Below are 26,930 nucleotides of genomic sequence, written 5' to 3' on the forward strand. Positions count from 1 at the left end.
TCTATTTTCGGCTGATTTTCATCTTATTGGGTGACCGCCCTGTCAGGCTCCGCATATGTTACAGATGACTAGGTAACTTGGAAGAGAGGAGTCGAGCGATGAAAAAGCGAAAAGCACCGCCTTCCAGAAAACGCGTTCGGGAACGCGGTACGTTCATTGACGCCAAACTGTCGGAGTTGAACTGGCTGGATGACGATCTACATCAAAGGGAAGAACGTCTACCGAAGGAAAAAACGGCAAAATCTGAAATTAAACGGATCAAGGAAAAGGAGGAATGGGCCCCAAAGAGCCGATTAGAGCTTCATAGAACGTTGCTGGAAAGGAATAAGGAGCGGATGGGTCATGTTCCCGTGCCCAGACCTCCCCAATATTCCGTTTCGCGCCAATCCGGACCGAAAGTGGAATCGTTCCAGTCTTTAGAGGCGGCAGAAGAAGAAAGGCCGGCTCCGGAAGAAACTCATTTCAATGACGAAAGAAGCTTAAACGAAGGAAACTACTTCGTTGAAAGGAAGCAATCTCCCGCTTCATCCCGGTTGGAGAGAGCGGCAGCCGAGGAGGAAAGGCTTACGAAGTCGGCTCCATCCTCCGATGCTAAGAAGACACGTCCTGCGGAGATCCGTCCGGATAAGTCCGCGGTATTGGAAAGAAAAGTGGAAATGCGGAATACTCCGGTTATCTATACCGACGATATTGTCGATGCGGCTATAACCGGGGAGAAAATCGCAGCTCATGCCGTCGACTCCAGAAAGCTTAAGCCGGGAAGCGTCGTTACCGAAACGTTAGAAGATTATGCGGTCGTAGTCGAGAAGCTTGGGAACGGTGCGGTCACCGGAATTAAGCTGGCTGAGGGAGCGGTGGAAGAAAAGCATCTGGCCGAGCGATCTGTTTCTGGAAACAAGCTAAAGGATCAATCTATTTCCGGAGACAAGTTAATAGATAACAGCATTACCTCTGCCAAGCTGGCGGACAAAACGATTGACTCGATTAAAATTGCGGACGGATCCATTCTCGGCAAGCACCTTCATGCTCAGTCGATTTCGACCGAGCTTATTCAGGATCAGTCGATAACTTCGGATAAGATCAAGAGCGGGGCTATCCTGTCGATCAATCTGGGCAACCAAACGGTCAATTCCGCCAAATTAACGGACGGATCGGTCACGACGGATAAACTGCGGGACGGTGCGGTCGTGTCCGAGAAAATCTGCCCTAACAGCATAACCTCCATTCACCTGCAAGGGGATTCGATCGAGAGCAGGCATATTCGGGACGGTTCCATTGGCACGGAACATCTGGCCGACGGCTCCGTCACCCCATCCAAGCTCAGCGATCACGTGATCCAATCCTCTAATATCGCACCGCAATCGATCGGAACCTGGCATTTGCAGGAACAGTCGTTAACGAACGCTCACTTCAAGAAGGAATCGGTTGATTCCGAGGTTCTCTCACCCGAATCGGTAACGGCCAGGCATATAGGAAATCAGCAGGTCGGGACAGAGCATTTGACTGATTTGTCAGTGACAGGCTCCAAGCTGGCGGAAGGCTCTGTGACAAGCGGCAAACTAGCGAATCAGGCCGTCGGAAGAGATAAGCTCGCTGACGGCTCGGTCGGTCCGAGCAAGCTCGCCTTCGACTCGGTTCAGAGTGAGCATCTGACGGACGGTTGCGTCACACGGGAAAATATCGCTAATCAGGCCGTGGAGGCTCACCACTTAAATCGAAATTCCGTATCCGGACATCATATCCAGGATCGGGCGGTGGCCACTTCGATGATTATGAATGAAGCCGTCACCTCCCAGAAGCTCGCGCCGGGTTCTGTTACGAAGGATAAGCTGACCGAGGATTCGGTCGAAGGCATTCATATTGTTGCCGAGGCGATTCGCGGGTATCATTTGCCCGCCGATGTTATCCGTACGTATCATTTGGACAGCGAATCGGTGAATGAGGAGAAGCTGGCCCCGGAGGCGGTCAATGGAAGCAAAATCCGCAAGCAGGCCATCAGTTCGCATCATTTGGCCGATGGAGCGGTTATAAGCGATAAAATTGGCAAACTGGCGATACGAAGCGAGCATCTTGCTGACCGGTCTGTTCTTACATCCCATCTCAGTCCTCAATCGATTGGTCCCGATCAGCTTCAGGAAAACAGCATAACCACTAATGCGATAAGAGACAGCAGCGTGACGACAGGCAAACTGGCTACCGGAAGTGTGACGAGCGACAAGCTGGATGTAGAGATTGTGACGGGAAAGCATATTAAACATGAGGCGATAACAGGGCGTCATATTCAGCAGGGAAGCATCCAAAGCCGGCATTTGGAGAAAGGAGCTATACTGCTGGACCATTTGGCCACACATAGTGTGGATGAAAGCAAGCTGAAGCCCGGCTCCATCCATGCGGAGCAATTGGCCGGAGCGGCAGTAACGTCCGAGAAGCTGGGGGCTGAATCCGTGTTAAGCGGACATATCGCCAAACGATCGGTGCAAACAGGGCATCTGGAGGAGAAGATTATCCGGCAGGAGCATCTGCAAAACGGCTCTGTGACTGAAGCGATTCTGCAAAACGACGCCGTGACCGGAAGTAAACTGGCCTCCGGGGCGGTTACCTCCGACAAGCTCGCTGAACAATCCGTCGGCGGAATCCATATCCAGGCTGAGGCGGTTGGACAGCGTCACATTGGGGATGAAATGATAGGCTTCCGCCACTTACAGAAAGGTGCCTTTACTTCGGATATCTTTACCGAACACGGAATAGACGGTGCCAAGGTGAGGCCTTTGACGATTGATACAGAGCAGCTTACCAACGGCTCGGTCACCGGGGATAAGCTGGCTCCGGGCTCGGTGCATGGAGTTCATTTAACCAGCCAGTCGGTGTTGGCCGAACATTTGGGAGGACGCATCATTGATTCCTCCCATATCAAGGACAATACGGTAAATGGCTCGATGCTGCAAAATGAATCGGTCACCGAGGAGAAGCTGGCTCCGGGCTCTGTAACCGGCATTAGTATTGACGATGAAGCGATTGAGGGGAGACATCTCCGGCTGGAATCTATAGGTGAAGGCCATATCCGGGAAGGAGCGGTTGGCGCCCGTCATATCCAACCGGGAGGGCTGACCGGGGAACAGCTCGCTGCTGGGAGCATTGACGGATCGAAGCTACAACCGCAAAGTGTGAGTACCTCACATTTAGAGGAGCAGTCGGTAACCGGCGCCCAACTGGCGCCCGGCTCCGTCACCGCAGAACATCTGGAGCCACTCTCCATCCGCACGGAACATATGAATCCGGGGATTATCGTCGGCGAGCATATTCAGGCCGAAGCCGTTACCGGCACCCAACTGGCGCCCGGCTCCGTCACCGCAGAGCATCTGGAGCCACTCTCTATCCTTACGGAACATATGAATCCGGGGATTATCGGTAGCGAGCATATTCAGGCCGAAGCCGTTACCGGCACCCAACTGGCGCCCGGCTCCGTCACCGCAGAACATCTGGAGCCACTCTCCATCCTTACGGACCATATGAATCCGGGGATTATCGGTAGCGAGCATATTCAGGCCGAAGCCGTTACCGGCACCCAACTAGCGCCCGGCTCCGTCACCGCAGAGCATCTGGAGCCACTCTCTATCCTTACGGAACATATGAATCCGGGGATTATCGTCAGCGAGCATATTCAGGCCGAAGCCGTTACCGGCGCTCAACTGGCGCCCGGCTCCGTCACCGCAGAGCATCTGGAGCCACTCTCCATCCGTACGGAACATATGAATCCGGGGATTATCGTTAGCGAGCATATTCAGGCCGAAGCCGTTACCGGCGCTCAGTTGCAAAAGCATTCGATCACCGCGGATAAATTGGCGCCAGACTGTGTTACTTCGGAGGCGCTGGAAGAAGGAGCTGTCGGCAGCAAGCATATTAAGACGGATGCGATTCGCAGCTACCACATTAACATTGGATCGATTCTTGGCCGCCACATTCAAACCGAAGCGATTCATGCACGCCATGTCAAGAAGGGAACCTTGACCTGGGATCATTTTGAGGTGCCGGGGGTTGACGCCTCGCAGATCCGGAATCTGAGCGTTGAGTCCAATCATATTATCAATGGATCGATAACGCACCATAAGCTGGCCGTCGACTCGGTCCAAAGCGAGCATATTGTGAACGAATCGGTATGTACCGAGCACATCGCCCCTCTGGCGGTGACGGAAGAATTGCTGGAGGACGGGGCAGTGACAGAGTCGAAATTGGCGGAGGGCAGCGTTGGCGCGGCGCATATTCAATCCGGCAGTATTCAGCTGCACCATTTGGACCCGGAGCTGCTGGCCTGGCATCAAAGCCTGCAGGAGTTGCGGCAAGCCACGCTGGGGGCCCCATCGGAGCTGTCGAAGCCCACGGCTATGACGGCTCCGGAAGGCTCGATAGCTTCGCCCGAGTTGGCGGCTCCGGACGTTGCCGCGGAAACGGGAACGTCCGAACCGATGACGCAATCGGAAGTACCGGAAGCTCAGTCGGCCCGGAAAGGGAAAGCGGCCCAAGCCGAGGCCGTTCTGGGAGCAGAAGCTCTCACATCCGACCTTGAGCTCGAAGCGTCGGCAGCACCAACTGCATCTGCACAAACTGATGGTGTATTGGCCACTCCGACCTCTGCGGGAACGTTCGCGTCAGAGCCCGAGTTGGAAGCTGCGGCATCCGCGGCCGGCTCCGAGACATCCAGGGCTTCCTCGGAGCCGGAGGCTGGCTCTGCACAAGCGACCGTAGCCTCTGTCCGGCAGCAATTCGGCGCGGCACCGTTTCATCTTGGGCTCGAAGAGGAAACGGTGGAGGTCGAGATTCAGCTCCCGGAGGCTTTTGCCAATGAAGCTTACGCGTTTGTAGCGATGACTAATCATTCCGCATGCTATGCGGTAATGAAGGAGCAGAAGGCCGATTGTGCGGTGATCGAGATCGTTAGGGCGAAGCTTTGTCCCGGCTTTGACGGAATCGTCACCTGGATCGCCATCGGCCACTAAGTGAAGACGTAAAGAAACGACGCCCACAAGAAATAGGGGGCGTCGTTTTTTGACGATTGAACCGTTATGCATTCATAAGGGTGAATATGCATCTATTTTCTATATTTTTTACCGACCTAACGCTTTGTGAACTTCACAGAAGAATAATAGAAACATGACTGGCTCAGTATTATTTTTACGCCTGATCATTGACCCCCTGCTCTTTATCCAATTTCCGGTATTGCAGCAGCATGGCGGTTCTCCATGGAAGCAGCATGCCAAACGCCAGAATGAAGAAGATTCCTGCGCTCTGCGAAATAGTAATATACTGTTCCAATATGTCGTGCAGAAGGGTGCGGACCAGAAGCAGGACAATGATGACGACTATAAACATGCTGGAACGTTTCAAGTAAATGTCGTTTCCTATACGGTGGAATTTCGAAGTCCGGATGAGCGGGTAGGCAAAAACCCCCGCTCCAATCAAGAAAGCGGCCGCAGCCCAAGACCAGGGGACACGGAATACCGGAGCTAGGAACATGAAAAAGCCCGTAGCCATACCTATAGGAGGCATAATAATTTTTTTTAACGATGTCGGTTTATGGGCTGCCCTTAGTCGCAGGAAGATGACCGCACTTCCCGCTAATAACGAAATGAGAATAGATAATATCTGCGTTGAAATCAGAGCCTTGGACATCACATATCACTCCCTAAACAAGATTGTGCAAGCAGATGATTCGAGTAAAGGAGCACTCATGGATTTGACGCTTGCCTCACCCAGCGCGAGTTGGTCACTGCATGAGGATGGTCAGGTCCCGTGTATAATCATTAAGTGGATGAAGGGCCGTAAAATGAATAATTGCCCACCCTATTATTGTATCTAATATTAAGTGCATCTTCAAAATCCCCCCGTTATGCAACTTGAGTGATCGAACGAATCCCCGGACTCCTTTTCCCTAAATCTCTTTTCCATCTCCCCCCTATTATCTGCCCATCGTTAATTGCTGGCGTGGAAACAGGATTCGATGTTATTCACGCCTGCTTGTATCTACCCGTTTAAGGGGATTCATGGGTGGGAACCGTATCCGCTCCGGGAGCGGGACAAGCGGACACACGGTATACAGTGAACGGCCTTTCCCCTGCATTAACCTACGAGTTCAGGGTAGAAGCTGCCGACGCAACAGGCAACTGGACGAATAATGGTCCGCAGGTCCGTGTGACGACAACGGGGCAAAAAGACGAGGAGCCGCCCAAGGTATTGCCTGGAAGCCGGATCGAGCTGGCGGATAAAGTCAATACAACATGGCTTACGATACGATGGTCGGCAGCCACCGATAATATAGGGGTAAAAAAGTATCTTATTTATGTTAATGGGGAATTAAAAGGGACAAACTCAAGTAACGGATTCTTCCTCTGGAACAACGTATACAGCAACAGGCCTGTCGTTTGAAACGGCATACACCTTTGAGGTGGAAGCGGTGGATGCTGCCGGCCATACGACGAGGTATCCGAAGTCCCTAAGAGGCAAGAGGAGAAAGCGTTCAGCCGGGGAGCTTATTCCCCGGCTGCTTTTGCTCTTCTGGGATCACATTGTGATAAGAGGCAATAAACTTTTATAATGTTCTAATCTATACGTCTAGCCAGGTTAGGCATTTTCCGCTTTTTCACCAATCAGAGAGCGCCAGTTGTACAAGTGCCGTTACATAACAAGCACGGATACATACAATGGGAAGGAAGTCAAGGCTTAAACTCGGGAGATGGTATAAATGGCCGTTGATGAGAGCTGCCGGCATACCGTCGTGGAACGGCTCTGTCTGGATTCCGGTAAACCGAAAGTTTCTGTTATTATTCCAGTTATGAATGAAAGGCGGACGCTCGCTTCCGTCATCCGTCAGGCTCGCAAGGTACACCCGCAGACGGAAGTTATTGTTGTAGCAAATGGTTGTAAAGACGGCTCCGATCGAATTGCCTCTAGAATGGGAACCCGTGTCATCCGTTTTCCCCGGCCTTTAGGTCATGACGTCGGTAGAAGCATCGGCGCTAGAGCGGCCGAAGGAGATATACTGCTTTTTATGGACGGGGATATTATCATTCCGGTTGGACAACTGAGAACTTTCATATCGGCTATCGAGCAAGGGACTGACATTGCATTAAACAGCTATATAGGTCCAGTTAACCATCGCCGGATTCATCCCGTTGTCTTATCAAAACACGCATTGAATATCATTCTGGGAAAGCCGGAGCTTTCCGGAGCGTCTCTAACGACTACACCGCATGCTATGAGCAGGAAGGCGTTAGAATGGATAGGAGCCGAGAATCTGTGCGTCCCGCCGCTGGCTCAGGCCATAGCGGTTCATAAAGGCTTGCAGCTGCAAACCGTCCGTTATGTGAGGGTGGGAAAAAACAATCCTAACAAACAAAGGAAGCATTCCGTAAAATCGTTAATCGTAGGAGATCATCTCGAGGCGATTAGTTGGTATTTATGGAATGGTTTTTCTCCAGGAAAATCGGACGTTTACGATTCCGGTTTGAGTGAGGGGTTGAGATGAGAAACAGAATTCGATCTCGGAAATCAAGACGTCGTTCTAGCTATTCATGGGCTTCAAAGAAGCAAAGCGGGCGTATACGCCGCCGCGGTTCCTTAAGGTTGGGGAGGCCCGGACTAAGGCGGAAACATAGCTCCGTTCGCCGTTCGCGAAGATTTGCGCTGCAAAGCCGAACAAAGCGGGCGGGCAACGCTGCTCTGCAGAGCAGCGTTGCTTCTTCGCATCATTGGGAGGCGATGGGACGCACTGCGGCCGTCCTAAGTATCTCTGGACATCATCCGCTCCTTCACTCTGTGCTTGATGAACTGCAAAAGCTTTCATTAAACGAAATCATCCTTGTGCTTCGGTGTAAGGATGATGCCCTGTCCGCACGGCTGCTCAGTCATTCCTCTAGCCCCGTTATTGTATGTGAGGAGTTGGAGAATGATGATCAGGCTCGAGCGGCTGGCGCAAGAATCAGCTCTTCGGATATTATTCTCTTCCTCTACCCCGACCGGGTTATTCCAGCGGATCATCTCGTTCAATTAATTTTCGTGATAGCGAGCGGGGCTGATCTGGCCTTGCGAGACCGAAATCGATCGGCTTTCCACCGTCCATTTCATATACGGAATGAGGATACAGTCATACGGGAATTCGTCCGCATGACACTCGGGCGTAAGGACATAGAAGCCCATACGCTGTCTGTCCTCCCTTATGCTCTCTCCCGTACGGCTGTGGAACGAATTGGATATGATCGTTTGGCGGAACCCTTTCATGCTTTGACGGATGCTATTCGATTGGAAATGAACATTCAGTCCCTCGCCTCCGATGGCCTTCCCCAAATTTCGGAAGAGAAACAGGGGGAACTGCGAATTAACGGCTTGTTGGCAAGTCTGCGGGCAGCTATGGACCTTAGGGGTCCCCGCCTCCGTTTCCGGGACTCGGTCCGTCTAAGGAGGTACACGAGAGGAGAATCGTAATCATAATGACCAACATCGTTGCAGCTTATTGGATGAACGATTTTCCCCGGATATTTTTCTCTACTATTCTATGAGTCTTATCTACGAAAAATTCCTGCCATTTGCCAATCTTTCTCTCGTTTTTACTAAGATGGATTCTGGTATCGGGAAAGCTTATCTCATAAATTGGAACGGGGTGTTCCGATCATTCCTATCATTACCGCTTTAGGGAGAGGAGAGAACTGCGAATGAAGGTCGTCATCATGGCCGGAGGCAAAGGAACCCGTTTCTGGCCGAGAAGCGTGGAGCGCAAGCCAAAGCAGTTTCTATCCCTGACCTCACAAGATACGATGCTGCAGATTACGTACGGACGATTTCGAAATTGGCTTCGGGGGGAAAGCATCTACGTCGTTACGACGAAAGCTTATCGCTCCCTGGTGGAGGAACAGCTTCCGGATTTGCCCGCAGATCATATTATCGAGGAGCCCACTCCTCGGGATACAGGGCCATGTCTCGCCTTAACGGCGAACTATTTTCTTAGGAGCAATGATGACGAAGTGATAGTGACCGCCCCGTCCGATCAATATATTCCCGATGACGAAGCCTTGATGCAAGCGTTGTGGAAGGCTGAGGAAAAAGCGGGTAACGACCTGGCAATTGTTACTCTAGGTGTCGTGCCGACAAGAGCGGAGACCGGGTATGGTTATATTGAGGCTGAAGAAGGTTCAGACGGGACCATCCGACCCGTTCGGAGATTTATCGAGAAGCCTTCACAGAAGAAAGCTCGAAAGTTGATTCTTTTACCCAATATATATTGGAACAGCGGAATCTTCATCTGGAAGCCCTCTACGATCGCCTACTATATGAAGCTCTATCAGAATTCGATCTGGGAGGGGATCAATTTGCCCGGGGATGAATGGAAGGAAGGTTATTCTGAACTCCCCAAAATTTCGATTGATTATGCGGTCTTGGAAAAAGCTGAAACGATCTGGACCGTTCCGGTCAACTTTGAGTGGGATGATGTCGGTTTATGGACGTCTTTGGAAAGAATCCGCGGCAAGGACCAATTCGGCAATATGGCGGATGGACGAATCTATTTTCTCCACTCGTTCAACAACATCGTCTACGCCGACAAGCAAAAAACAGCCGTCATTGGAGTGGCGGATCTTATCATCGTGTCGACGGAGGAAGGGCTCTTGATTTGTCATAAATCCAACGAACAGCTCATCAAAAAGGTGCTTGAGCAATGGGAACGTGAAAAAGAAAGCGAGAAAAAATGAAAGCTATGACTTCCGAAAATATAAGGATTTGTAAAATTTATAAATTAAAAGTCGTGACGGTAATTCTTTAACCTTTATTTTGGAATGTTCATATGATAATGAGGAAAGAGGGAGGGGGGCGGTTATGCAAGCTCGCGTTACAACGATCATAGAGCATATGGCCAAATCCCACGGGGAACTCGCAGAAATTATTGAGTCTACCCGTTATATAACGGTCAATATGGCTCAAATCATTGAAGCCATCCCTGATGTCCAGATTAATTTTCAAGGGGTGGAGGCGCTCACCCAGCATTCGTTGGGGGTAACCAAAAATTTAACCTCCTATCTAAACATATTGGCAGACCTGGAGGAGGCTATTGCGGATAATTTATCTATTTTAATGAAGGAATTGAACCCGGCAGACGAGGAATAGAGAGGGCTAAGGGAGGGACCGGAATGGATAGGCAGGAGTCGTACATGTCTATGCTGGAGTCAACGGCTAAAATGCAGCATAACATCTCGATTATTCTCGAAGCGAAGGCTGTGGAGGCGGAAAAGTCCCGAAGATGGCTGAATAATCATATTCATGCAGCTAATTTTGAAGAGGATCATGAAGCCCAGGTAAAGCTGTCTCTGGAATTCCATGAGCAAGTAGTGGAAGCACTCAGCGGCTTGACGAAGCTGGAGATGGGGCTTGCCCGCAATTTGCGTATCGTGCTCGGTCAAGAAGCGAACGAGCAGCCCGCGTTCGGGGGCGGATTTTTTGATATGGGTGGTAACGGATAATGGGTTTTCTGGAGAAACAGAACGAATTAAAGCTGAATATTATGGAAGCTTTGGTTCGCAGTCAAGGGGCCGTGGCCACTATGCTGGAAAGTCTTGCGGAAACGGCCTGCTTGTCCGTCCAAGACTCGGTAAGAGTGGAGGAGTATTTGAAGGAAATCTCCCAATACCAGCGAGTGTTGGCGGAACGGATGCTCGAGCTGCCTATTCGGGAGGTTCACAAAGGCAAGCCAGCCTCTCCTTGGCTTGCCTCGGATTGTATTTGCCGTCCCAAACGGCCTCATTAACGCAATCGAAAATTACCATGGGGTGCGAAGAATAATTTTCCCTATATTTTTGTTGTGCTCCATATGCTGATGGGCTTCGTTAACCTGCTCCAGCTCCCATATCGAATCGACAAGCCTTTCGATTCTCTCCACTTCCGGCTGTGACAAGGGGGACGGCCCCGGCTTCCCGGACAAGCTGAATGGCCGCGCTGCCGACGCCGCTGGCTCCTGTATGAATCAGGACGACAGAACCGGCTGATAAGCCGCCTAACATAAACAGATTGCTTCTCATTTTATCTCTCTTTGCTCTTATCGGTAGTTTTTAAGGAAGGGAGCCCCCATTTAACTAACAGTCCGGCTTGGACAAGCCCACCCCCGAATCCGTACAGGAGGATGCGGTCCCCCGGCTTGATTTTACCGCTTTTTACACCCATGTTCCAGGCGAGAGGAATCGTCGCCGCGGATGTATTTCCGTATTTGACCATGCTGTATAGAGTTTTCTCCAGTGGAAATCCGCTTTTCTCACAAATGGATTCAATAATTCGCAAGTTAGCGCTATGTGGAATAAACCAATCCGCAGCGGATAGCTCAAGACCGCCGTTTTCCATTACTTTACGCATGCCTGCAGGTACGTTACTGACTGCCCATTTATAAATTTCTCTTCCGTTCTGGACAACAAAGCCGCTATTTTGCAACTGATGTCCGTCAAGTGATTGGGCCAGTCCGGTTCTGTACAAATGATGGCCTCCGCTGCCGTCGGAATCCAGATAGAAACCGAGAAATCCGGAATCAGGGTGTCGTTCTACGAGTGCGGCTCCAGCGCCGTCGCCGAACAATACACAGGTAGTCCGGTCTGTGTAATCCGTAATCTTGGTCATAGTATCTCCACTGACAACGAGAATTTTACGGTGCACTCCGGATCGGATCATCGTATCGGCTAGGTGCAGCCCATAAACAAAACCTGCGCAAGTTGCATTCAAGTCGACAGCCCCGGCTTGATGAATGGAGAAATGTTTTTGCAGCATGGAAGAAACCGAAGGAAAGGGCAGATCTGGTGTGTGGGTACAGGCGATGATGAAATCACAATCCTGCACTTCCTTATTATAGGACTCCATCATATCGATGACGGCTTCGGTGCATAGATGGCTAGTAAATTGATCCTCCGAGGCCATTCTCCGCTCCTTGATTCCCGTTCGTTGCACAATCCATTCGTCGCTTGTGTCGACGATTTGTTCCATCGCAGCATTATCGATAATTTTATCAGGGACATAGGTGCCAAGGGCTGTTATAGCCGCATGATTCGGTTGGAGCATGTTTTTTCCTCTCCTTCAAAATTATTATTACTTGATACTATTACCTGGTACTAAACCAAGCATACATCAATAAGCAAATCCCGGTCAATCTTTTTAAGCGATTAAAGGCTAAGGCCTCAGTGAATAGCGAAGAATACTTTTTTGGGACAATGCGCAAACTACAAACCGATTATAAATATAATCCAGAAGGAGTTGAGAGGATGAGTTCATATCCTTTGAAAAAGGTAACGCTCACTGTAGTTCTTGTCTCGATTGCGGCTGTTCTAACCCTGACTGGCTGCGGGGCGGAAACGAAACGGGGGGCCGCTCCCATCAATAAGCGAGGACTTGATCAGGCAAATCCCTATGGAATGAACCGGGTGGGGGACGGCACAGTTCCCCATGCGACAGGGACTCCATATCATACGAATGATCGTGTTATGGAAAGAAGCCGAATTAACGCTTCCTCCAAAATGGAGATGAGCCAGCACGTGGCCGACGCGGTAGCGGCATTGGACGAAGTGGATAGCGCCAATGTGCTCGTTACGGATAATAACGCCTATGTAGCCGTTAAGCTGCATTCGGGTTCCGCAGTTCAGAACACTAATCCGGCTAACCCATCGGTGATTGGAGATGTCACTCCGGAAATAAAGCAAAAAATTGCGGACAAGGTCAAATCGGTGGACGCTCACATTAAAGAAGTGTACGTTTCGGCCAACCCGGATTTTGTGGAACGAATGAATGTCTATGCTCAAGATTTCCGGGAAGGCCGTCCTCTTAGCGGCTTTGTGAAGGAATTCAGTGCGATTGTCGAAAGAATATTCCCCACCAGGGTAATCAGCGAGCAATCCGTGGTCACGCCTTAAAGGCCTATTTTTACGGAACAAAGCACCAACAATGCCGGCCCTTCATAGTATAGATTTGACTGTATCCCTTTACCTTGTAACTTATATAAATCCCGAGCAAGGAGGGGTGACACACTATGAAGGGCAGCGATCATAAAAGCAAGTTTTTGTTGACCCACCGTGAACGAGAAGTATTCGAATTATTGGTTCAGGATAAAACGACCAAGGATATCGCTCAACAGCTGTTTATCAGCGAGAAGACCGTGCGAAATCATATCTCTAATGTCATGCAAAAATTAAATGTCAAAGGTCGTTCACAAGCAGTAGTCGAGCTTATTAAGCTTGGGGAAATAACAATCTGAGGAAAGCAACGCAATGGCCTCAACCAGTGGCCTTCCCTATAGGTTCTCTCCATTCCGGGAGGAGTGCAGAAGGGGAGGCTTTTTATTTTGTAATGATATTCGCTTGAGTTCCACTTTTGACCTGTATCCCCTTGACTCAGAAAAGTTTGGCTGTCCCGATCACAAGAAGTGACCCTGGTATAGAAGATGGGAGAAGTTGACGAGTTTAACAAAAAGGGACCCGGAAAATGATGGCTTGAGAATGTTAGGATCCAAGCAGGAGAGGTTATCTGAGCGAAGGGGATAACAGCCAAAAGCATGGGAAAAGGAATTAAGGAGGTCCACTCAAGAAATAGTCCCGCAGAAGCTTGATGCACCCAAGCATCTTTAGTATCGTTGCCGGAATGGGGGTTTAACTGTACAATTAAAATATGCAGATAGAAAAATTGGATCTTACATATGGAAGGACCAATTATACAGGAGAGGCATTATATATGATGGAATGGTATGAACAGAGCTTTGGGGAAGATTACCTGATTGTTTACAAACATAGAGACATGCAGGGAGCCAGGGAGGAAGTGGGCGAAATGATCGGCTGGCTCGATCTGGAGCCGGGAGCTTCTGTTTTTGACCTGTGCTGCGGAATGGGGCGCCATTCTCTGGCGTTGGCTGATCTTGGATTTCGTGTCACCGGGATGGATTTATCCAAGGTGCTTTTGCGTGAAGCGAGAGAGCGGGACCCGGATGACCGTGTGGAATGGCTGCAAGGCGATATGAGAGAAGTGCCCTTGACCAGATCTTTCGACGCAGTCGTGAACTGGTTCACCTCTTTCGGTTATTTTAATAAAGACGAGGAGAACGCGAAGGTGCTCGGTCAAATCAGTCGACTGCTGTCGCCAACCGGCCGCTTTCTGATTGATTATTTGAACGCGGATTATGTCGCGAGGAATCTGGTTCCGCACTCGGTCCGAGAGGAGGCGGGAATGACCATCGACGAAAAAAGATCGATAGAGGACGGATGTGTACGGAAAAGAATTACTATTTCGGAGCCCGGCAGCGAGAATCGGAGCTATCTGGAGCAAGTCAAGCTGTATAAGCTGGCCGATTTTCATTCCATGTGTCAGAAAGCAGGCTTGATCATCGAGAAGGTATACGGGAATTACGACGGACTGGGCTATGACGAGACAGAGTCCCCGCGACTTATTATGCTGGGCCGGAAAGCAGGGGATGCCGGTGGGGTTTGTTGACGCTGCAAAGAAACGCGGTTTGAGTGCTTCCGAACCGACGATCCGGGTTAAAGTGCCGCTTCCATTTCCGCTTCGTTGGGTCAATAGCTATCTGGTTCGAGGTCGAGACGGGTATACTCTGATTGATCCCGGTTTACATACTCCTGAGGGGGAACAGGTCTGGGAAGAAGCGTTAAGCAGTTACGGAATCCGATACGGGGATATTGAGCAGATCGTTCTAACTCATCATCACCCCGACCACTATGGTTTGGCTGGATGGTTTCAGGAGCGCAGCGGGGCCCCTGTCTGGATCTCGGAGGAAGGGCAGCGGCAAGCGGAACGAATGTGGACCGGGAGCTACCCGATGAACAGGCAAGTGTACGATTTGTTTATTTGTCATGGAATGGACACAGACACAGCGGCCAAGCTTCATGGGCACTTTGAGGGCTTCCTTCCGCTCGTTCATCCCATGCCCGCTCGAGTGAGCTTTTATGACCGTGAAAAGCCGTTTGCCTTAGGGACAAGGAACTGTGAAGTTATTCATACTCCCGGGCATGCCTACGGTCATGTCTGCTTTTACGATCGGGAGCATAAAGAAATGTTTTGCGGCGACCATGTTTTACCAAGAATCTCTCCTAATGTCAGCTTTATTCCCGACACGGAGATTAATCCGCTGCAATCCTATTTGGAGAGCTTGTCGGATATAAGCCGGTATGAGGTTATCCGGGCTTATCCCGGTCATCGGGACCCTTTTGAATCGTTCACGGAACGGGCGTCCGCCCTCGTGATCCATCATGAAGAGCGTCTCGCGGAGATGGAGAGACGGTTGCCGAACCCGCGAACGGTATACGAGCTGTGCCTCGACATATTCGGTGAACGATTGACAATGCATCAGCTTCGCTTCGCCATGGCCGAAACGTTGGCCCATGTCATTTATTTGCACAAGGCGGAACGTGTGGCCGAAACAGAGCAGGACGGTGTTCTCTTCTATCAAAGCTCACGGGAATAAAGACTGAGGGAAGCTTCCTTCAGTCTTTATTCCCGTTCTATTACTTCGATTCGTCGGCGGATGCCGTTCCTTGACTGTTTCGTTCCTCAGCCACTTTCTGTTTGTTATGGGCGATGCTGCTGGCTGCAGACGCTGCAATCGCTCCGACAATATCGTCGAGGAATGTATGAATCATCGGACCGCCCTTTTCATTAAGCTTACCGATAATTCCCGGCTTCACCTTATCCAGGTAGCCGAAATTGGTAAATCCGATACTTCCATATACATTGACAATGGATAAAGCCAATACTTCGTCACACCCGTACAATCCTTCGTCGTTCTCAATCATGTCCTGAAGGGGAGAGAACAGTTGACCCTGGTCCGCCAATAAATCGAGTTGGATTCCTGTTAGCACAGCATTTTGCACTTCCCTTTTGGCCAGCACCTTGTCTACGCTCGCAAGGCATTCCTCCAAGGTGAGATCACTGTAGTATCCCTGCTGCAAATACATGACCAGCTCCGCGATGTCGCTTCTTTCCACTCCTCGTTTTTGTAACCATTCATTCGTGGCTTGCTCCACTTTACGGCTGTCTAGGCTGTACTTCTTCATAAGATCATCCCCCTTCCATAAATTGCGCGTCCCGCACCCTTTTTTTCGATCCAGGACCAGGTAACATTTCCCTGAAAACCGTTTTACTATTGTGGACAAAAAGTAGTTATAAAATGCGGGACAACTCGTATACATAATACTACATTACCATACTGGAGGAGGTAAGAAACATGGCTGTATCGAAAGGGGTGCGCCGAATTGCAATGGCAGGCGCCATTATTTTGCTGGCCTCGGGATGTTCTGTTAACAAGCCGGAAGAAAGCCAATCTATAGATCCGCCGCCGATCAGCGCCGAAGAGATGATGCTTCAGATACAGGATAACGAAGCAGGAGTGAGTGAGATCATCAGCGAAACCTTCCGGGCTACTTTATATTTTAAAGACGAGAGGGGAATGGTGGCCCCGATTAGCCTGAATCTTCCCCGCGAGGAAGGTGTAGCAAAGAAATCACTGGAATACATGGTGCAGGGAGGACCGGGGGAGGCGCTTCTGCCTCAAGGATTTGCCGCACTGCTTCCGGCTGGAACGAAAATGACGGTAGACATCGATGCGGAAACAAGAGTGGCTGCGGTTGATTTTAGCAAAGAATTTACAAATTACAGTAAAGAGGACGAACGCAAGCTGCTGGAAGCGATCACCTGGACGCTTACCGGCTTCCCGACAGTGGACGAGGTCAAGCTGAGCGTGCGCGGCACTCCGTTAACGGAAATGCCTGTAGACCACACTCCAATTAACGGTGCATTAACCCGGGACATGGGCATTAATATGGAAATTGCCAATGGGGTGAATATTGGCCGAACTACACCGGTGACACTCTATTTCACCAAGGAGGGCTCAGATTTCTCCTACTACGTTCCAGTAACCCGCTTGGTGGAGCGGACCGATAACGTGCTTCAGGCAACTGTGGAGGAGCTAATTAAAGGCCCGGGGGAAAGTAAAGGGATGACCCCGGTCTTATCCGCCGCTGCCCAGGTGCTGGAAGTGGAAAGCTCGGAAGAAAGCGATCTGGTAACGATTAATTTCGATTCAAAGCTATTGGATGAAAATGGCAAGGCGGCTGTCGAAGCTATGGAGTCGATCGTATTATCCGTTACTGAAAATACCGGTGCAAGCCAGGTTCAAATTTTGGTGGACGGAGAAGCGACCGTTACCACGACCAACGACCAAAGTTATGCTAAGCCAGTCCAGCGGCCTTCTCATGTCAACGCTCCGAAGATGTAAAGTTCCATCCGCGAAAAAGCGAAGAAATGCTTTTTATAAGTTCCGGGGCCCCCGCAAAGTACTTGGAATACGCTTCGAAGGCCAACGTCACTTTGCGGGTTATTTTATTCGGATGATTTTCCTCATAGGCTTTGGTAAAATGAGGTATACTCTATTTGTGGTATTCAGCAAGCTTAGGAGGACTTCATGAATGAGAATTGACGGAAGACGGTACGATCAACTAAGACCTTTGTCTCTGATTCCCGATTATGTTAAGCATGCGGAAGGTTCCGTGCTGATCAGTGTCGGGGACACGAGAGTGCTATGCAACGCGACGGTAGAGGAGCGGGTCCCTCCATTTATGAAGGGGCAGGGTAAAGGCTGGATTAACGCCGAATATTCGATGCTCCCGAGAGCGACTCAGGTTCGCAATCAACGCGAGGCGACAAAAGGCAAGCTGGGTGGTCGGACCATGGAAATTCAAAGACTGATCGGGCGTGCTCTAAGGTCGGTAGTCGATCTTGATCGCTTGGGCGAACGGACGATAACTTTGGATTGCGATGTCATTCAAGCGGATGGCGGAACTCGAACGACCTCGATAACCGGAGCGTTCGTCGCGATGGCCATGGCTGTCGATAAGCTGCATCGGAATAAACCATTCTCTACTTATCCGATTACCGATTTTTTGGCTTCGGTCAGTGTAGGAATCGTTAACCAGCAAGTCTGTCTCGATCTGAACTATGCCGAAGATTCAACGGCTAAGGTCGATATGAACATAGTAATGACCGGCGCTGGCAAGTTCGTCGAGGTTCAGGGGACCGGGGAAGAGGCCCCTTTCTCCAGGACGGAATTGGATGGACTGCTTGGCGTGTCCGAGGCCGGAATCCAGATATTGATCGAGGAGCAGAAAAGGGTGCTGGGCGATATCGCCTCCCGGATCGGGGTAAGAAACCATGCATCCAGCTAAAGAACAGATCCTGGTCATAGCCACTGGAAACCCGGGCAAAGTCAAGGAGTTTGCCCACTGGTTCCATCCTCTCGGGTGGACCGTGCGGAGTCTCGCCGATTATGACCGGATGCCCGAAATTGTAGAGGATGGAGAAACGTTTGCCGACAACGCCTGGATTAAAGCGAGTACGATAGCGGACCTTCTTAAAGTTCCCGTATTGGCCGATGATTCAGGTCTATGCGTGGACGCTCTAGACGGGGCTCCAGGTGTCTATTCGGCCCGCTATGCGGGTGAGAATGCTTCCGATCAGGACAATAACAGGAAGCTGCTGTCCGAATTGAAGACACGGGGAGCCCAAATGGCCGTTGAAGGTCATCCGCAAGGACTCAGCAGAGCCAGCTTTGTTTGTGCCCTCGTGCTTTACGATCCCGTCACGGGAAAGACTCATCGAGCTGAAGGACGCGTCCCCGGTTATATTCTGAAAGAGGCACGAGGGGACGGTGGCTTCGGTTACGATCCTTTATTCTACTTACCGGAGCAGGGCCGCTCCATGGCCGAGCTCACCACGGAAGAGAAGAATCAAATCAGTCATCGGGCTCTGGCGCTGCGGAGCTTGTTCGAGCAGTTGGATAAATAGAAGGATACCCAACTATGAAAACAGAGTAAATCGACGAGGCTCATCTTGACATTGCCATTGCAGCCCGTCTTCAATAGCCTGAGTCTAACGAAGTTATGAACAGGAAAGCCGCCTGGGTTCGACCGGGCGGTTTTCGTCATGAACGGGCACGTTTACAGGCATCTCCCGGCTTTGTAAGATTAAAGGTATGCATCCATCCCAAATTTCATGTCTGTCCAACAGCATCCATCACTAAACAAACCGGTCTGGCCTCTATCCCAATCGATGGCAGAACCTCTAGAAAATAGAGCTGGAATGCAAATTGCCGTGACGGGGCGAGAAATCAAATAAAGCAAATCAAGCAAATCAAGCCAAACGGTTACTACCGATTGGCTTGAAGGAAGACATTATGAAAATTTACAGATGTTCTTCATTGGCTTTTATCATTGATCCTGCTTTTATCCTCATTTCCCTTATCTTCATCCAGCTCTTCCAGGATGGAGTGAACAAATAGTTCCGCCGTTGCCATGGATGTGGTAGGCTGAGTCCGATACTCAATATACGTTCCCGAAGCTTCCTGCATATGAGGAGCCGGATGATGCGGCGGGATGATGCGAATCAGCTTGCCAACAACCGACCCGTCGGGCAGCCGCTCGAAATTGAGAAAGGTTTCCTCGTCGATCACTCGGGTTTCGAAGATCACTATAATCTCCTCCTGATGTTAGGAATAGGTGATATCCCTATTTTACCCGAATAGCGGCTTTTTGAAGCGCTCCACTGACGGAGCGCAGATATTCGCCAAGGAAGCTTGACGAGACGCTGGTGATCATCATTCTACATAGACTTGGTCTGTTCAGCAGGGTTTGGTCCTGGATAGACTGTTAGTCAGGCTACATCAATCGGGAAGCGGGAAATAGCTTGCGAACGGGCAACACAATGAGTGCAGCGGCTAATGCCTTGATCGCGTCCCCTGGCAAGTAGGGGTAACAGCCAAGAACCATCGCTTTGCCTAACGATATTTTAGCAGAGTAAGCCAACCAGGGCACACCGGGTACATATAGCAAAAGCGAGCCAAAAGCGAGCATGACAATAAATAAGAGCAGGAAAGAAAAGATACCGTGGCCTTTAATCCGATTAACAAAATAACCAATAAAAAACGCTGCCAGCGGATAAGCCCAAATAAATCCTCCGGTGGGACCGAAAATTAAACCGGGTCCCCCTGCGCCGTGAAGCAGTGGGAATCCGAGAGCAGTCAACACAACTACCGTTCCCACACTTATTAATCCGTAACGGGCCCCGAGTACAGCTCCTGCAAGCATAACGGCAAAATTTTGCAGAGTGATAGGTACGGGGGAAAATCCGGTATAGATCGTCACAAAGCTGAGAACGACCAGCAAAGCGGCAAACATAGCGCTGAACGTCAGCCCGCGAACCGTAACGGCCGAAGTTTTCATTGCATCTTCTCCTTTCATTTGTTAACCTTATGTAAGTGATTTATGGTTAACAATTGGCATTGTAACACAAAAGACTTCAAGAGGAAAAGAGGTTCCGAATAAATTATGCAATTATTGGACGAGTCATTTGTACTAGAGCGCGGAACCGTCTCGTTTGAAAAAAGAGATTCTCGCCTGCAGGTGCTGTCCGATATTCAATTATCGATAGCCAGGGGAGAATGGCTTGGCATTATCGGCCGCAATGGAAGCGGCAAGAGCACTTTGGCTAAAGTGATTGCCGGCTATTGCCCGCTGGCTTCCGGCCATATAACGAAGGGCTGGATCGAGGGCAGAAGGATTGGAATGATCGGACAGCAGCCCGATGCGCAAATTGTCGGAGAAACGATATATGAAGATGTCTGTTTTGTTATGGAAAATGAAGCGAAGGACCCAGTGGAGATGCCCCGGTTAGCTCAGCAGGCCTTAAAGCGTGTCGGGCTGGATTTGCCTTCCGCTCATCCGGTAGCTGAGCTTTCCGGCGGGCAGAAGCAGCTGCTGGCTATCGCCGGATGGCTCGTAACCGATGTGGGGATGCTGATCTTCGACGAAGCGACGGCCATGCTGGATCCGGCGTCCAGACAAAGGGTGCTTCAGGTGGCGGCTGAGCTTAACCGTTCCGGAACGGCCATTGTCTGGATTACTCAATGGATGGAGGAATTGGCCTGGGCCGACCGTGTCATAGCGTTAGATAGCGGTGAAATTGCATTCGAAGGCCCGACTTCATCATTTTTTTACGGAAATCGGGATAATGAACAAGGGGAGACAGCCTCTTGGTTGGATGATTGGGCTTCAACCCCTTGCCAGCTTCTCGGGTACGAGCAGCCCTATGCTGTACAAGTGGCCCGGTCCTTGCAGAAGCGGGGGATTGGGCTTTCTCCCCTGCCCGTGACGGTAGAACAATTAAGCGCGGCGGTGAACAATTATGGATCTTCGGCTTGAAGGAGTCTGTGTCTCATCGCCAAAGCGGAAGGAATTCAGGCTGATCCACGACGTTACTTGCACTCTGCGCAGCGGTTCTTTAACGTTGCTGATTGGACGTACAGGTGCGGGGAAGTCGACTTTGCTCGATGTTCTGGCCGGTTTGACGGAGCCTACGCAAGGAGTCATTTCTCTGGGGGAAACGCCCTTCTGGAAGCGAGGGCGGGTTAATCGAGCGATTCTTGAAAAAAGCGCCTTTGTGTTTCAAAGTCCCGAGAAGCAATTATTCGCTCGCACCGTCCGTCAGGAATTCGAATATTCGTTAAAGCCTTTGCGTCTTTCTTCGGAGCAGACCGAGAGTTGGATGACACAGGCACTGAAGCAAGTGGAGCTTCCTGAGAGCATACTGCTGGATAATCCGCTTACGTTAAGCGGAGGACAGAAACGCAGGGTTGCTGTGGCAGTCGCTTTTGCCTGCCACCCGGAATGGCTGCTGCTGGATGAGCCGACGGCCGGTCTGGATGGTGAAGGAATCCAAGCGTTCACGGATTACATCCAGTCGTGGAAGCAGCAATCCGGGGCCGGAATCGTGCTCGCTACACACGATTTGGACACATTCCTCCCGCTCGCTGATTCTGTTCTGATCATGGACGGAGGAATGGTTATGGCCCAGTGCTCAGGTGCGGAATTGCTGCGCCGCCCTCAGCTTCTGCTGGAGGCCGGCTTGATTCCGCCTGGCCGGCTGCGGGCAGTCGAGCTGCTGCGGCGGCAAGGAATCCCCTTGCCGTCGGGCTGGCTGACGCCGGAGCAGCTAGCTGCCGCGGTTGCGGAGGCGCTCCCTGCGCAGGCCACCGCCGCCGCAGCGACTGCCTGGCCCGGCGCCCCTGCGCACGAGCGTTCCGCCGCCGCAGCGACTGCCTGGCCCGGCGCCCCTGCGCACGAGCGTTCCGCCGCCGCAGCGACTGCCTGGCCCGGCGCCCCTGCGCGCGAGCGTTCCGTCGCCACGGCGACTGCCTCGCCCGGCGCGCCGGCGGGCCCGGGTCCTGCCGCCGCCCGGAGCTGGCTGCAGAGCTGCGATCCCCGCTCTCTATGGGCCGTATACATGCTCATATCGGCGGGAATCCTGCTGCAGCGCTCCTGGATAGGCGTGGCCGCGGCTCTGGCGATCACAGCGGCGGCCATCGCATGGTCCCGCGCTGGCTGGCGGCCGATCCGCCGGCTGGCGCTGGGCTTCCTGCTGTTTATGGCGCTATCCTCCCTGGTGGCCGGACTCCGGCTGACCCTCGCGGAGGGGGCCGCTTTCCCACTGGCCATTGGCTTCTCGGCGGAAGCGGCCCAGACGACCATGCAGCAGCTGGCCAGAATCTGGTGCTTGCTGCTGCTCGGCGCCCTGCTTCCTCTGCTCGCCGGCTCGATGAGGATGAAGCAAGGACTGGAACAGGGCTTGGCCTTCTTATCGCGCATCAAGCTTCCGGTCGAGGCACTGGCCTTGTCTGTCGCTCTCGTTTTCCGCTTCATCCCGTTAATTCTTTCAGAATGGGAACGCTTTTCGCGGATTGCGAGAGCGAGGGCTAAATCAGGAAGCAGGCCCGGAAGAATTTCGCTCCGAGAGCTTCCCGCTATTGTTATCCCGCTGCTATCCTCTTTGCTGCAGTTGGCGGAACAATTTTCTTCGGCGATGGAGATGAGAGGGTATGGCCACATTGGAAGCCGGAGAACATCCTGCATAGTTCTGCGCATGAATCGGAAGGACTGGGCCTTTGTCGGATCAGGCTTCTTGCTGTTCGCGCTTCTCCTGCTGATCCGTCTGAAGGGTTAGGAATGACGTCTCGGGCTCGGCTTCGGATAGGAATAGACCCGCACATTCTCATTTTCGTCAACGGTTGCCAATAGGACATCGCGGATATTCGTATAAGTCGGGGATACCTTTCTTTTAAGCCACATTTGGTCTTTTCCAATTTCTTCGAGAAGCCGTTTATCGATTTTTCCGTGAACAATAATTGGCCTTGCGAGTGTAAACGGCCCGGTCTCAAGCTTCATATCGGCAGGAGTAAGCGGTTGGTAAGGGGTATCCGTGAAGACAGAGAGGGTGCCTCCCGGTTCCCATAAGGCGAGGGATACCTTCTGAATATCCTCGACCTTTGCTTTTCGAAGCTCGGAAAATAAATAATCAATAGAGATTTTGGCGATAGGCAGGTTATGAAATTGGATCTGTCCATTTTGGATGAGCTTGACCGGCGGAGGATCTAGATACCTTTTGAAAAACGGCCATTTCAGGCTAAGCCAGGTTGCTGCAACATACAAGACGATGAGAACAAGCGTGGTGAGTATAGATCCCTGAAGTCCTAATTTTTCATCTGAAAGCGGATGAGCTATAATATTGCCGAGGACAAGCGCAATAATGAAATCGAGGAATCTTAATTGAGAAATCGAGCGCTGCCCCATCATCTTGGCGGCAAGCAGCAAAAAAACAAAGCTGACCAAGCCTCTTAAAATCCATTGAACGGTAGTCAACGATTCTTGTCCGTGGTAAAAATCCAATCCCATCACATCCTCAAGCTTTGAGTTAAAAAGTAAGCTTCCCTCATTTTCCCATGACTATACGAACAGTAGAAACCAAGAAGGAAGCGTAAAGGATTAATGATTTGGATGAACTGACTTTGATCGGTGAATTCTATCCTTGAATTCACCTTTTTTTTGTCCTTATAGACCAAATTCCCTAGAGAAGCAACTCCGGAAAAGGTGAGAAAAATTCACGACAAAGCTTTCCTGAGGAGCGTACCTGGGAGAGCCATACCCTCGAAGCTTAGACCATTGACAAATTTAGGCAGGTAACTATAATAGTATATGAGCATATGTTCATATACTAAAATTAAAGCAGCAGTTGATCTAAGGAGGGAATTTCGATGAACCATCACCACCACCATAATCATTCCGATTCTCACCATCATGGACCAGCCACAGCAGGCGGGCATATCCACGACTCGGCCCGTGAAGGAAATAAGAAGGGATTGACGATCGCCCTGATTATTACCGGTCTTGTCATGATCTTGGAATTTGTCGGTGGTCTGGTCACTAACAGCTTGGCGCTGCTGTCGGACTCCGGTCATATGTTGAGCGATTTCAGCTCTCTCTTACTCAGTCTGGCGGCTATCTGGTTTGCGACTCGGCAGGCACCGGCTGACAAAACGTATGGCTTTTACCGATTTGAAGTGTTGGCGGCGTTATTTAACGGGGTTTCCCTATTCGTTATCGCCGGTTTTATCGTCTGGGAAGCCTACCAGCGATTTCTCGAGCCGCCGCAGGTGGCGGGAGGCTCGATGCTCATTATTGTGGCGATTGGACTGGCCGCTAACCTGCTCAGCGCTTGGGCTCTTATGCGCCGAGGGGATGTCAAAAACAACTTGAATCTGCGAAGCGCCTACCTGCATGTGCTTGGAGATGCTCTGGGCTCTGTTGGTGCAATTATCGCCGGAGTTGTGATGCTTCTGTTTTCGTGGTACGCGGCGGATCCGCTCATTAGCGTTATTGTTGCGCTTCTTATTCTTAAAAGTGCATGGGGAGTTATTAAGCATTCCCTTCACATTCTGATGGAAGGAGCTCCGGCATACGCCAGTCCGGATAAGGTCGAGGAAGAGCTGATGCAAATCGCCGAGGTCGTCGGCGTACACGATTTGCACCTATGGACGATTACCTCTGGGATGGATGCTTTGAGCTGTCACCTGGTCATCACGGATTTGGCCGACGGACAGGAGGTTTTGCAGGAAGCCATTCGTCGGGTGCAGGAGCGTTTCGGCATAGACCACGCGACCATTCAGATTGAGGAGTCGACTATCCGGCACCCGGTTCTAAAAATATAAGAGGGGGGAGAAAAGCTTGGAAGAACAGGTTGATGTTCTGGTCGTTGGCGCCGGTCAGGCCGGACTTGCGGTCGGATATTATTTGAAACAGGCAGGAATTTCTCATCTGATCGTAGATAAAGCCATTGAGCTTGGCGAGAGCTGGAAAACGCGGTATGATTCGCTCACCTTATTCACCCCGAGAAGGTACAGCTCTCTGCCTGGCTGGCCGATGGAGGGCAGGAAGGACGGGTATCCGACTAAAGATGAGGTCGCTCAATATTTACAAAAATATGCTGAAAGGTTCTCTCTTCGTGTAAGGTTAAATACGGAAATTATTCGTTTGGAAAGGGAAGGCCAGCGATTCCGCTGTATCACCGAATCGGAGGAAATCAAGGCCCGGCGGGTGATCGTCGCTACCGGACCGTTTCAGCAGCCATCTTATCCTGAATTTGCGCGGGAGGCTTCGGAAGCGGTTGTCCAGCTTCACTCTTCCGGGTATCGCAATGCTTCCCAACTGCAAACTGGCTCGGTTCTCGTAGTAGGCGGCGGCAACTCAGGGGCGCAGATTGCAGCGGAATTGGCTGCGGCCCCAGAACGGGAAGTCTATTTATCTGCAGGCCATCGGATGAAAGTGATCTCATTAGAGTGGGCGGGACGAAGCGTCTTTTGGTGGCTCGACAAGCTGGGAGTGTTGAGAGCGGATGCTCATTCCTTCATCGGACGAAGGCTGCGCCGGATGGATGATCCGATCTTTGGCCGTTCGGTTCCAAGGCTGGCGGAAGCGGGAGCCCTCCGGATTAAACCGCGATTGGCGCAGATTCGCGGGGGAGAGTTCTATTTCGCGGATGGAACCCGGCTAAGGCCGGACAACGTCATTTGGGCGACCGGCTTCCGGTCGGACTATTCATGGCTTGCGCTTCCCGGGGCGGTAGATGACAGCGGCCGGCCGGTGCATGACCGGGGAATCAGTCTTGCGGTTCCGCATCTATATTATATCGGCCTGCCCTGGCAGGTTAATCGGGCTTCCGCCCTGCTCGCCGGTGTCGGTAGAGATGCGGAATCTGTCGTTAATCATCTTCTTTCAAATCCGGTTAGCGGATGAGAAATTAGGGGCGTTCCTCCTTTAAGCGGTAGATCAGCCTGAGATCATCTTAATATTTTCTTCATGATCGTAAGATTGCATCCTTTTCCAAAGAGGGGTCCCGTTGGACAATAGGAAGGGGACGTGCTTCTGTTGGCCGGTGTGGAATACGTTACGGGTTCGGAGTCCATAGCGCAGACCGGTGAACTCCACGCTCTGCAAGGAGAGGCCGATCCTCAAGATATGCAGGCCTTCACCTATTGCTTCGCGGTGGACCATTTGGAAGGGGAGGATTGGACAATCTCCAGGCGGTTCAGTATGATTTCTGGCGGCAGTATCAGGCGGATTTCTGGCCGGATAAGCAATTAAGCTGGATGGGACTCGTTCCGCATACTTTGGAACCGATTCGCTACAGCTTTTTTCCCGACGGAAAGTCATTCTCGCTATGGAAATACCGTAGAGTAATAGACCGAACTAACTTTGCGGATGGAGCTTATCCCAGTGATATGACGATTGTCAACTGGCCGCAAAATGATTATCGGCTCGGCTCCATCATCGACCGCAGGGGAACGAGAAGCGAGGCCCGTTCTTTTCGATGGAAAAGAGCGGGCTTTTCCTTCGATTTTCCTATAATTTTCATAATAATTCCTAACATTCCATCTTTAGTCCTAGCAAGTTATAGTAGTCCCATGCCGAAATTGATAGTAAATTTAACATATGCAGGAAATGAAGGGAAAGAAGGGGCAGCTTGAAGTTGAATATAAATCA

General features: G+C 51.1%; 28 protein-coding genes. 20 read left to right on the forward strand and 8 right to left on the reverse strand.

The window, feature by feature from the left end; translation table 11 throughout:
- Positions 1 to 98: 98 nt before the first annotated feature.
- Complete coding sequence (locus tag KJS69_RS02595; RefSeq protein ID WP_213581436.1) at positions 99 to 4,994, forward strand: WIAG-tail domain; 4,896 nt, start codon at positions 99 to 101, stop codon at positions 4,992 to 4,994.
- 175 nt (positions 4,995 to 5,169) lie between these two features.
- On the opposite strand, the gene KJS69_RS02600 is transcribed toward KJS69_RS02595, so the two are convergent.
- The gene (locus KJS69_RS02600; RefSeq protein ID WP_213581437.1) at positions 5,170 to 5,667 is read right to left on the reverse strand and encodes a CcdC family protein; all 498 of its coding nucleotides are present in this window, start codon (positions 5,665 to 5,667) and stop codon (positions 5,170 to 5,172) included.
- A gap of 375 nt (positions 5,668 to 6,042) precedes the next feature.
- Between KJS69_RS02600 and KJS69_RS02605 the strand changes: the two genes are divergently transcribed.
- From KJS69_RS02605 to KJS69_RS02635, 7 genes are all read left to right on the forward strand, one after another.
- On the forward strand, positions 6,043 to 6,420 hold the full coding sequence (locus tag KJS69_RS02605) for a hypothetical protein (RefSeq protein ID WP_213581438.1): 378 nt from the start codon (positions 6,043 to 6,045) through the stop codon (positions 6,418 to 6,420).
- A gap of 316 nt (positions 6,421 to 6,736) precedes the next feature.
- Positions 6,737 to 7,519 carry a glycosyltransferase family 2 protein gene (locus KJS69_RS02610; protein WP_213581439.1) on the forward strand — a complete coding sequence of 261 codons (783 nt, stop codon included), beginning with the start codon at positions 6,737 to 6,739 and terminating at the stop codon, positions 7,517 to 7,519.
- Positions 7,520 to 7,752: 233 nt separating this feature from the next.
- The gene (locus tag KJS69_RS02615) at positions 7,753 to 8,475 is read left to right on the forward strand and encodes a glycosyltransferase family protein (RefSeq protein WP_213581440.1); all 723 of its coding nucleotides are present in this window, start codon (positions 7,753 to 7,755) and stop codon (positions 8,473 to 8,475) included.
- A gap of 227 nt (positions 8,476 to 8,702) precedes the next feature.
- On the forward strand, positions 8,703 to 9,734 hold the full coding sequence (locus tag KJS69_RS02620; RefSeq protein WP_213581441.1) for a mannose-1-phosphate guanylyltransferase: 1,032 nt from the start codon (positions 8,703 to 8,705) through the stop codon (positions 9,732 to 9,734).
- A 124-nt stretch (positions 9,735 to 9,858) separates the two neighbouring features.
- The gene (locus KJS69_RS02625) at positions 9,859 to 10,146 is read left to right on the forward strand and encodes a nucleoside-diphosphate sugar epimerase (protein WP_213581442.1); all 288 of its coding nucleotides are present in this window, start codon (positions 9,859 to 9,861) and stop codon (positions 10,144 to 10,146) included.
- 23 nt (positions 10,147 to 10,169) lie between these two features.
- Positions 10,170 to 10,499, forward strand: a complete 330-nt coding sequence (locus tag KJS69_RS02630) for an alpha-helical endospore appendage domain-containing protein (RefSeq protein WP_213581443.1) — start codon at positions 10,170 to 10,172, stop codon at positions 10,497 to 10,499.
- Positions 10,499 to 10,783, forward strand: a complete 285-nt coding sequence (locus KJS69_RS02635) for a hypothetical protein (RefSeq protein WP_213581444.1) — start codon at positions 10,499 to 10,501, stop codon at positions 10,781 to 10,783. The genes KJS69_RS02630 and KJS69_RS02635 overlap by 1 nt, the downstream gene beginning before the upstream one ends.
- Before the next feature lie 12 nt (positions 10,784 to 10,795).
- Here KJS69_RS02635 and KJS69_RS30185 read toward each other — a convergent pair whose 3' ends face one another.
- The 3 genes from KJS69_RS30185 to KJS69_RS02645 are packed head-to-tail and all read right to left on the reverse strand — an operon-like array spanning position 10,796 to position 12,075.
- Entirely contained in the window at positions 10,796 to 10,915 is a 120-nt protein-coding gene (locus tag KJS69_RS30185; RefSeq protein ID WP_374706607.1) for a zinc-binding dehydrogenase, read from the reverse strand.
- Positions 10,863 to 11,054, reverse strand: coding sequence for a hypothetical protein (locus KJS69_RS29545; RefSeq protein WP_249730317.1), 192 nt, complete (start codon positions 11,052 to 11,054; stop codon positions 10,863 to 10,865). The genes KJS69_RS30185 and KJS69_RS29545 overlap by 53 nt, the downstream gene beginning before the upstream one ends.
- Position 11,055: 1 nt before the next feature.
- Positions 11,056 to 12,075 carry a ketoacyl-ACP synthase III gene (locus KJS69_RS02645; RefSeq protein ID WP_213581446.1) on the reverse strand — a complete coding sequence of 340 codons (1,020 nt, stop codon included), beginning with the start codon at positions 12,073 to 12,075 and terminating at the stop codon, positions 11,056 to 11,058.
- A 200-nt stretch (positions 12,076 to 12,275) separates the two neighbouring features.
- Here KJS69_RS02645 and KJS69_RS02650 point away from each other — a divergent pair, with 200 nt between their 5' ends.
- The 4 genes from KJS69_RS02650 to KJS69_RS02665 all read left to right on the forward strand — a co-directional run bounded on the left by KJS69_RS02650 (position 12,276) and on the right by KJS69_RS02665 (position 15,475).
- Complete coding sequence (locus KJS69_RS02650; protein ID WP_213581447.1) at positions 12,276 to 12,920, forward strand: YhcN/YlaJ family sporulation lipoprotein; 645 nt, start codon at positions 12,276 to 12,278, stop codon at positions 12,918 to 12,920.
- 116 nt (positions 12,921 to 13,036) lie between these two features.
- Entirely contained in the window at positions 13,037 to 13,261 is a 225-nt protein-coding gene (locus tag KJS69_RS02655; RefSeq protein ID WP_213581448.1) for a helix-turn-helix domain-containing protein, read from the forward strand.
- Between the two features lie 473 nt (positions 13,262 to 13,734).
- Positions 13,735 to 14,487 (forward strand): class I SAM-dependent methyltransferase, encoded by a 753-nt coding sequence (locus tag KJS69_RS02660; protein WP_213581449.1) that lies wholly within the window; start codon positions 13,735 to 13,737, stop codon positions 14,485 to 14,487.
- The gene (locus tag KJS69_RS02665) at positions 14,474 to 15,475 is read left to right on the forward strand and encodes an MBL fold metallo-hydrolase (RefSeq protein WP_249730318.1); all 1,002 of its coding nucleotides are present in this window, start codon (positions 14,474 to 14,476) and stop codon (positions 15,473 to 15,475) included. Before KJS69_RS02660 ends, KJS69_RS02665 begins: the two co-directional genes overlap by 14 nt.
- A 40-nt stretch (positions 15,476 to 15,515) precedes the next feature.
- Here KJS69_RS02665 and KJS69_RS02670 read toward each other — a convergent pair whose 3' ends face one another.
- Entirely contained in the window at positions 15,516 to 16,064 is a 549-nt protein-coding gene (locus tag KJS69_RS02670) for a phosphatidylglycerophosphatase A family protein (protein WP_213581451.1), read from the reverse strand.
- Between the two features lie 170 nt (positions 16,065 to 16,234).
- Here KJS69_RS02670 and KJS69_RS02675 point away from each other — a divergent pair, with 170 nt between their 5' ends.
- From KJS69_RS02675 to KJS69_RS02685, 3 genes are all read left to right on the forward strand, one after another.
- Entirely contained in the window at positions 16,235 to 17,284 is a 1,050-nt protein-coding gene (locus KJS69_RS02675) for a GerMN domain-containing protein (RefSeq protein ID WP_213581452.1), read from the forward strand.
- Positions 17,285 to 17,474: 190 nt separating this feature from the next.
- Positions 17,475 to 18,230: a ribonuclease PH gene (gene rph, locus KJS69_RS02680; RefSeq protein WP_213581453.1), complete on the forward strand. Its 756-nt coding sequence runs from the start codon at positions 17,475 to 17,477 to the stop codon at positions 18,228 to 18,230.
- A complete protein-coding gene (locus KJS69_RS02685; protein WP_213581454.1) occupies positions 18,217 to 18,849 on the forward strand; it encodes an XTP/dITP diphosphatase in 633 nt (210 codons plus the stop codon). Before rph ends, KJS69_RS02685 begins: the two co-directional genes overlap by 14 nt.
- Before the next feature lie 409 nt (positions 18,850 to 19,258).
- Here KJS69_RS02685 and KJS69_RS02690 read toward each other — a convergent pair whose 3' ends face one another.
- Complete coding sequence (locus tag KJS69_RS02690) at positions 19,259 to 19,531, reverse strand: hypothetical protein (RefSeq protein WP_213581455.1); 273 nt, start codon at positions 19,529 to 19,531, stop codon at positions 19,259 to 19,261.
- A gap of 187 nt (positions 19,532 to 19,718) precedes the next feature.
- Complete coding sequence (locus KJS69_RS02695) at positions 19,719 to 20,282, reverse strand: biotin transporter BioY (RefSeq protein ID WP_213581456.1); 564 nt, start codon at positions 20,280 to 20,282, stop codon at positions 19,719 to 19,721.
- A gap of 105 nt (positions 20,283 to 20,387) precedes the next feature.
- On the opposite strand from KJS69_RS02695, the gene KJS69_RS02700 reads away from it, so the two are divergent.
- Both KJS69_RS02700 and KJS69_RS02705 read left to right on the forward strand, forming a co-directional pair.
- Entirely contained in the window at positions 20,388 to 21,260 is an 873-nt protein-coding gene (locus KJS69_RS02700; protein WP_213581457.1) for an ATP-binding cassette domain-containing protein, read from the forward strand.
- Positions 21,244 to 23,058 (forward strand): ATP-binding cassette domain-containing protein, encoded by a 1,815-nt coding sequence (locus tag KJS69_RS02705; RefSeq protein WP_213581458.1) that lies wholly within the window; start codon positions 21,244 to 21,246, stop codon positions 23,056 to 23,058. The genes KJS69_RS02700 and KJS69_RS02705 overlap by 17 nt, the downstream gene beginning before the upstream one ends.
- Here the strand turns inward: KJS69_RS02705 and KJS69_RS02710 are convergent.
- Positions 23,055 to 23,780, reverse strand: a complete 726-nt coding sequence (locus KJS69_RS02710; RefSeq protein WP_213581459.1) for a DUF421 domain-containing protein — start codon at positions 23,778 to 23,780, stop codon at positions 23,055 to 23,057. The genes KJS69_RS02705 and KJS69_RS02710 overlap by 4 nt on opposite strands.
- Positions 23,781 to 24,145: 365 nt before the next feature.
- Between KJS69_RS02710 and KJS69_RS02715 the strand changes: the two genes are divergently transcribed.
- From KJS69_RS02715 to KJS69_RS30100, 3 genes are all read left to right on the forward strand, one after another.
- Complete coding sequence (locus tag KJS69_RS02715; protein ID WP_213581460.1) at positions 24,146 to 25,099, forward strand: cation diffusion facilitator family transporter; 954 nt, start codon at positions 24,146 to 24,148, stop codon at positions 25,097 to 25,099.
- A 16-nt stretch (positions 25,100 to 25,115) separates the two neighbouring features.
- Positions 25,116 to 26,183 carry a flavin-containing monooxygenase gene (locus tag KJS69_RS02720; RefSeq protein ID WP_213581461.1) on the forward strand — a complete coding sequence of 356 codons (1,068 nt, stop codon included), beginning with the start codon at positions 25,116 to 25,118 and terminating at the stop codon, positions 26,181 to 26,183.
- 272 nt (positions 26,184 to 26,455) lie between these two features.
- Positions 26,456 to 26,914 carry an FAD-dependent oxidoreductase gene (locus tag KJS69_RS30100; protein WP_213581462.1) on the forward strand — a complete coding sequence of 153 codons (459 nt, stop codon included), beginning with the start codon at positions 26,456 to 26,458 and terminating at the stop codon, positions 26,912 to 26,914.
- Positions 26,915 to 26,930 lie beyond the last annotated feature (16 nt).

Source organism: Paenibacillus sp. J2TS4 (assembly GCF_018403245.1).
Classification (GTDB): Bacteria; Bacillota; Bacilli; order Paenibacillales; family NBRC-103111; genus Paenibacillus_L.

What these genes read in the sequence shown, in the direction of transcription:
- KJS69_RS02595 (WP_213581436.1), top strand. Translation starts at nt 99, where the DNA reads ATGAAAAAGCGAAAAGCACCGCCTTCCAGAAAACGCGTTCGGGAACGC.
- KJS69_RS02600 (WP_213581437.1), bottom strand. Translation starts at nt 5,667, where the DNA reads ATGTCCAAGGCTCTGATTTCAACGCAGATATTATCTATTCTCATTTCG.
- KJS69_RS02610 (WP_213581439.1), top strand. Translation starts at nt 6,737, where the DNA reads ATGGCCGTTGATGAGAGCTGCCGGCATACCGTCGTGGAACGGCTCTGT.
- KJS69_RS02615 (WP_213581440.1), top strand. Translation starts at nt 7,753, where the DNA reads ATGGGACGCACTGCGGCCGTCCTAAGTATCTCTGGACATCATCCGCTC.
- KJS69_RS02620 (WP_213581441.1), top strand. Translation starts at nt 8,703, where the DNA reads ATGAAGGTCGTCATCATGGCCGGAGGCAAAGGAACCCGTTTCTGGCCG.
- KJS69_RS02625 (WP_213581442.1), top strand. Translation starts at nt 9,859, where the DNA reads ATGCAAGCTCGCGTTACAACGATCATAGAGCATATGGCCAAATCCCAC.
- KJS69_RS02630 (WP_213581443.1), top strand. Translation starts at nt 10,170, where the DNA reads ATGGATAGGCAGGAGTCGTACATGTCTATGCTGGAGTCAACGGCTAAA.
- KJS69_RS02635 (WP_213581444.1), top strand. Translation starts at nt 10,499, where the DNA reads ATGGGTTTTCTGGAGAAACAGAACGAATTAAAGCTGAATATTATGGAA.
- KJS69_RS29545 (WP_249730317.1), bottom strand. Translation starts at nt 11,054, where the DNA reads ATGAGAAGCAATCTGTTTATGTTAGGCGGCTTATCAGCCGGTTCTGTC.
- KJS69_RS02645 (WP_213581446.1), bottom strand. Translation starts at nt 12,075, where the DNA reads ATGCTCCAACCGAATCATGCGGCTATAACAGCCCTTGGCACCTATGTC.
- KJS69_RS02650 (WP_213581447.1), top strand. Translation starts at nt 12,276, where the DNA reads ATGAGTTCATATCCTTTGAAAAAGGTAACGCTCACTGTAGTTCTTGTC.
- KJS69_RS02655 (WP_213581448.1), top strand. Translation starts at nt 13,037, where the DNA reads ATGAAGGGCAGCGATCATAAAAGCAAGTTTTTGTTGACCCACCGTGAA.
- KJS69_RS02660 (WP_213581449.1), top strand. Translation starts at nt 13,735, where the DNA reads ATGATGGAATGGTATGAACAGAGCTTTGGGGAAGATTACCTGATTGTT.
- KJS69_RS02670 (WP_213581451.1), bottom strand. Translation starts at nt 16,064, where the DNA reads ATGAAGAAGTACAGCCTAGACAGCCGTAAAGTGGAGCAAGCCACGAAT.
- KJS69_RS02675 (WP_213581452.1), top strand. Translation starts at nt 16,235, where the DNA reads ATGGCTGTATCGAAAGGGGTGCGCCGAATTGCAATGGCAGGCGCCATT.
- rph (WP_213581453.1), top strand. Translation starts at nt 17,475, where the DNA reads ATGAGAATTGACGGAAGACGGTACGATCAACTAAGACCTTTGTCTCTG.
- KJS69_RS02685 (WP_213581454.1), top strand. Translation starts at nt 18,217, where the DNA reads ATGCATCCAGCTAAAGAACAGATCCTGGTCATAGCCACTGGAAACCCG.
- KJS69_RS02695 (WP_213581456.1), bottom strand. Translation starts at nt 20,282, where the DNA reads ATGAAAACTTCGGCCGTTACGGTTCGCGGGCTGACGTTCAGCGCTATG.
- KJS69_RS02700 (WP_213581457.1), top strand. Translation starts at nt 20,388, where the DNA reads ATGCAATTATTGGACGAGTCATTTGTACTAGAGCGCGGAACCGTCTCG.
- KJS69_RS02705 (WP_213581458.1), top strand. Translation starts at nt 21,244, where the DNA reads ATGGATCTTCGGCTTGAAGGAGTCTGTGTCTCATCGCCAAAGCGGAAG.
- KJS69_RS02715 (WP_213581460.1), top strand. Translation starts at nt 24,146, where the DNA reads ATGAACCATCACCACCACCATAATCATTCCGATTCTCACCATCATGGA.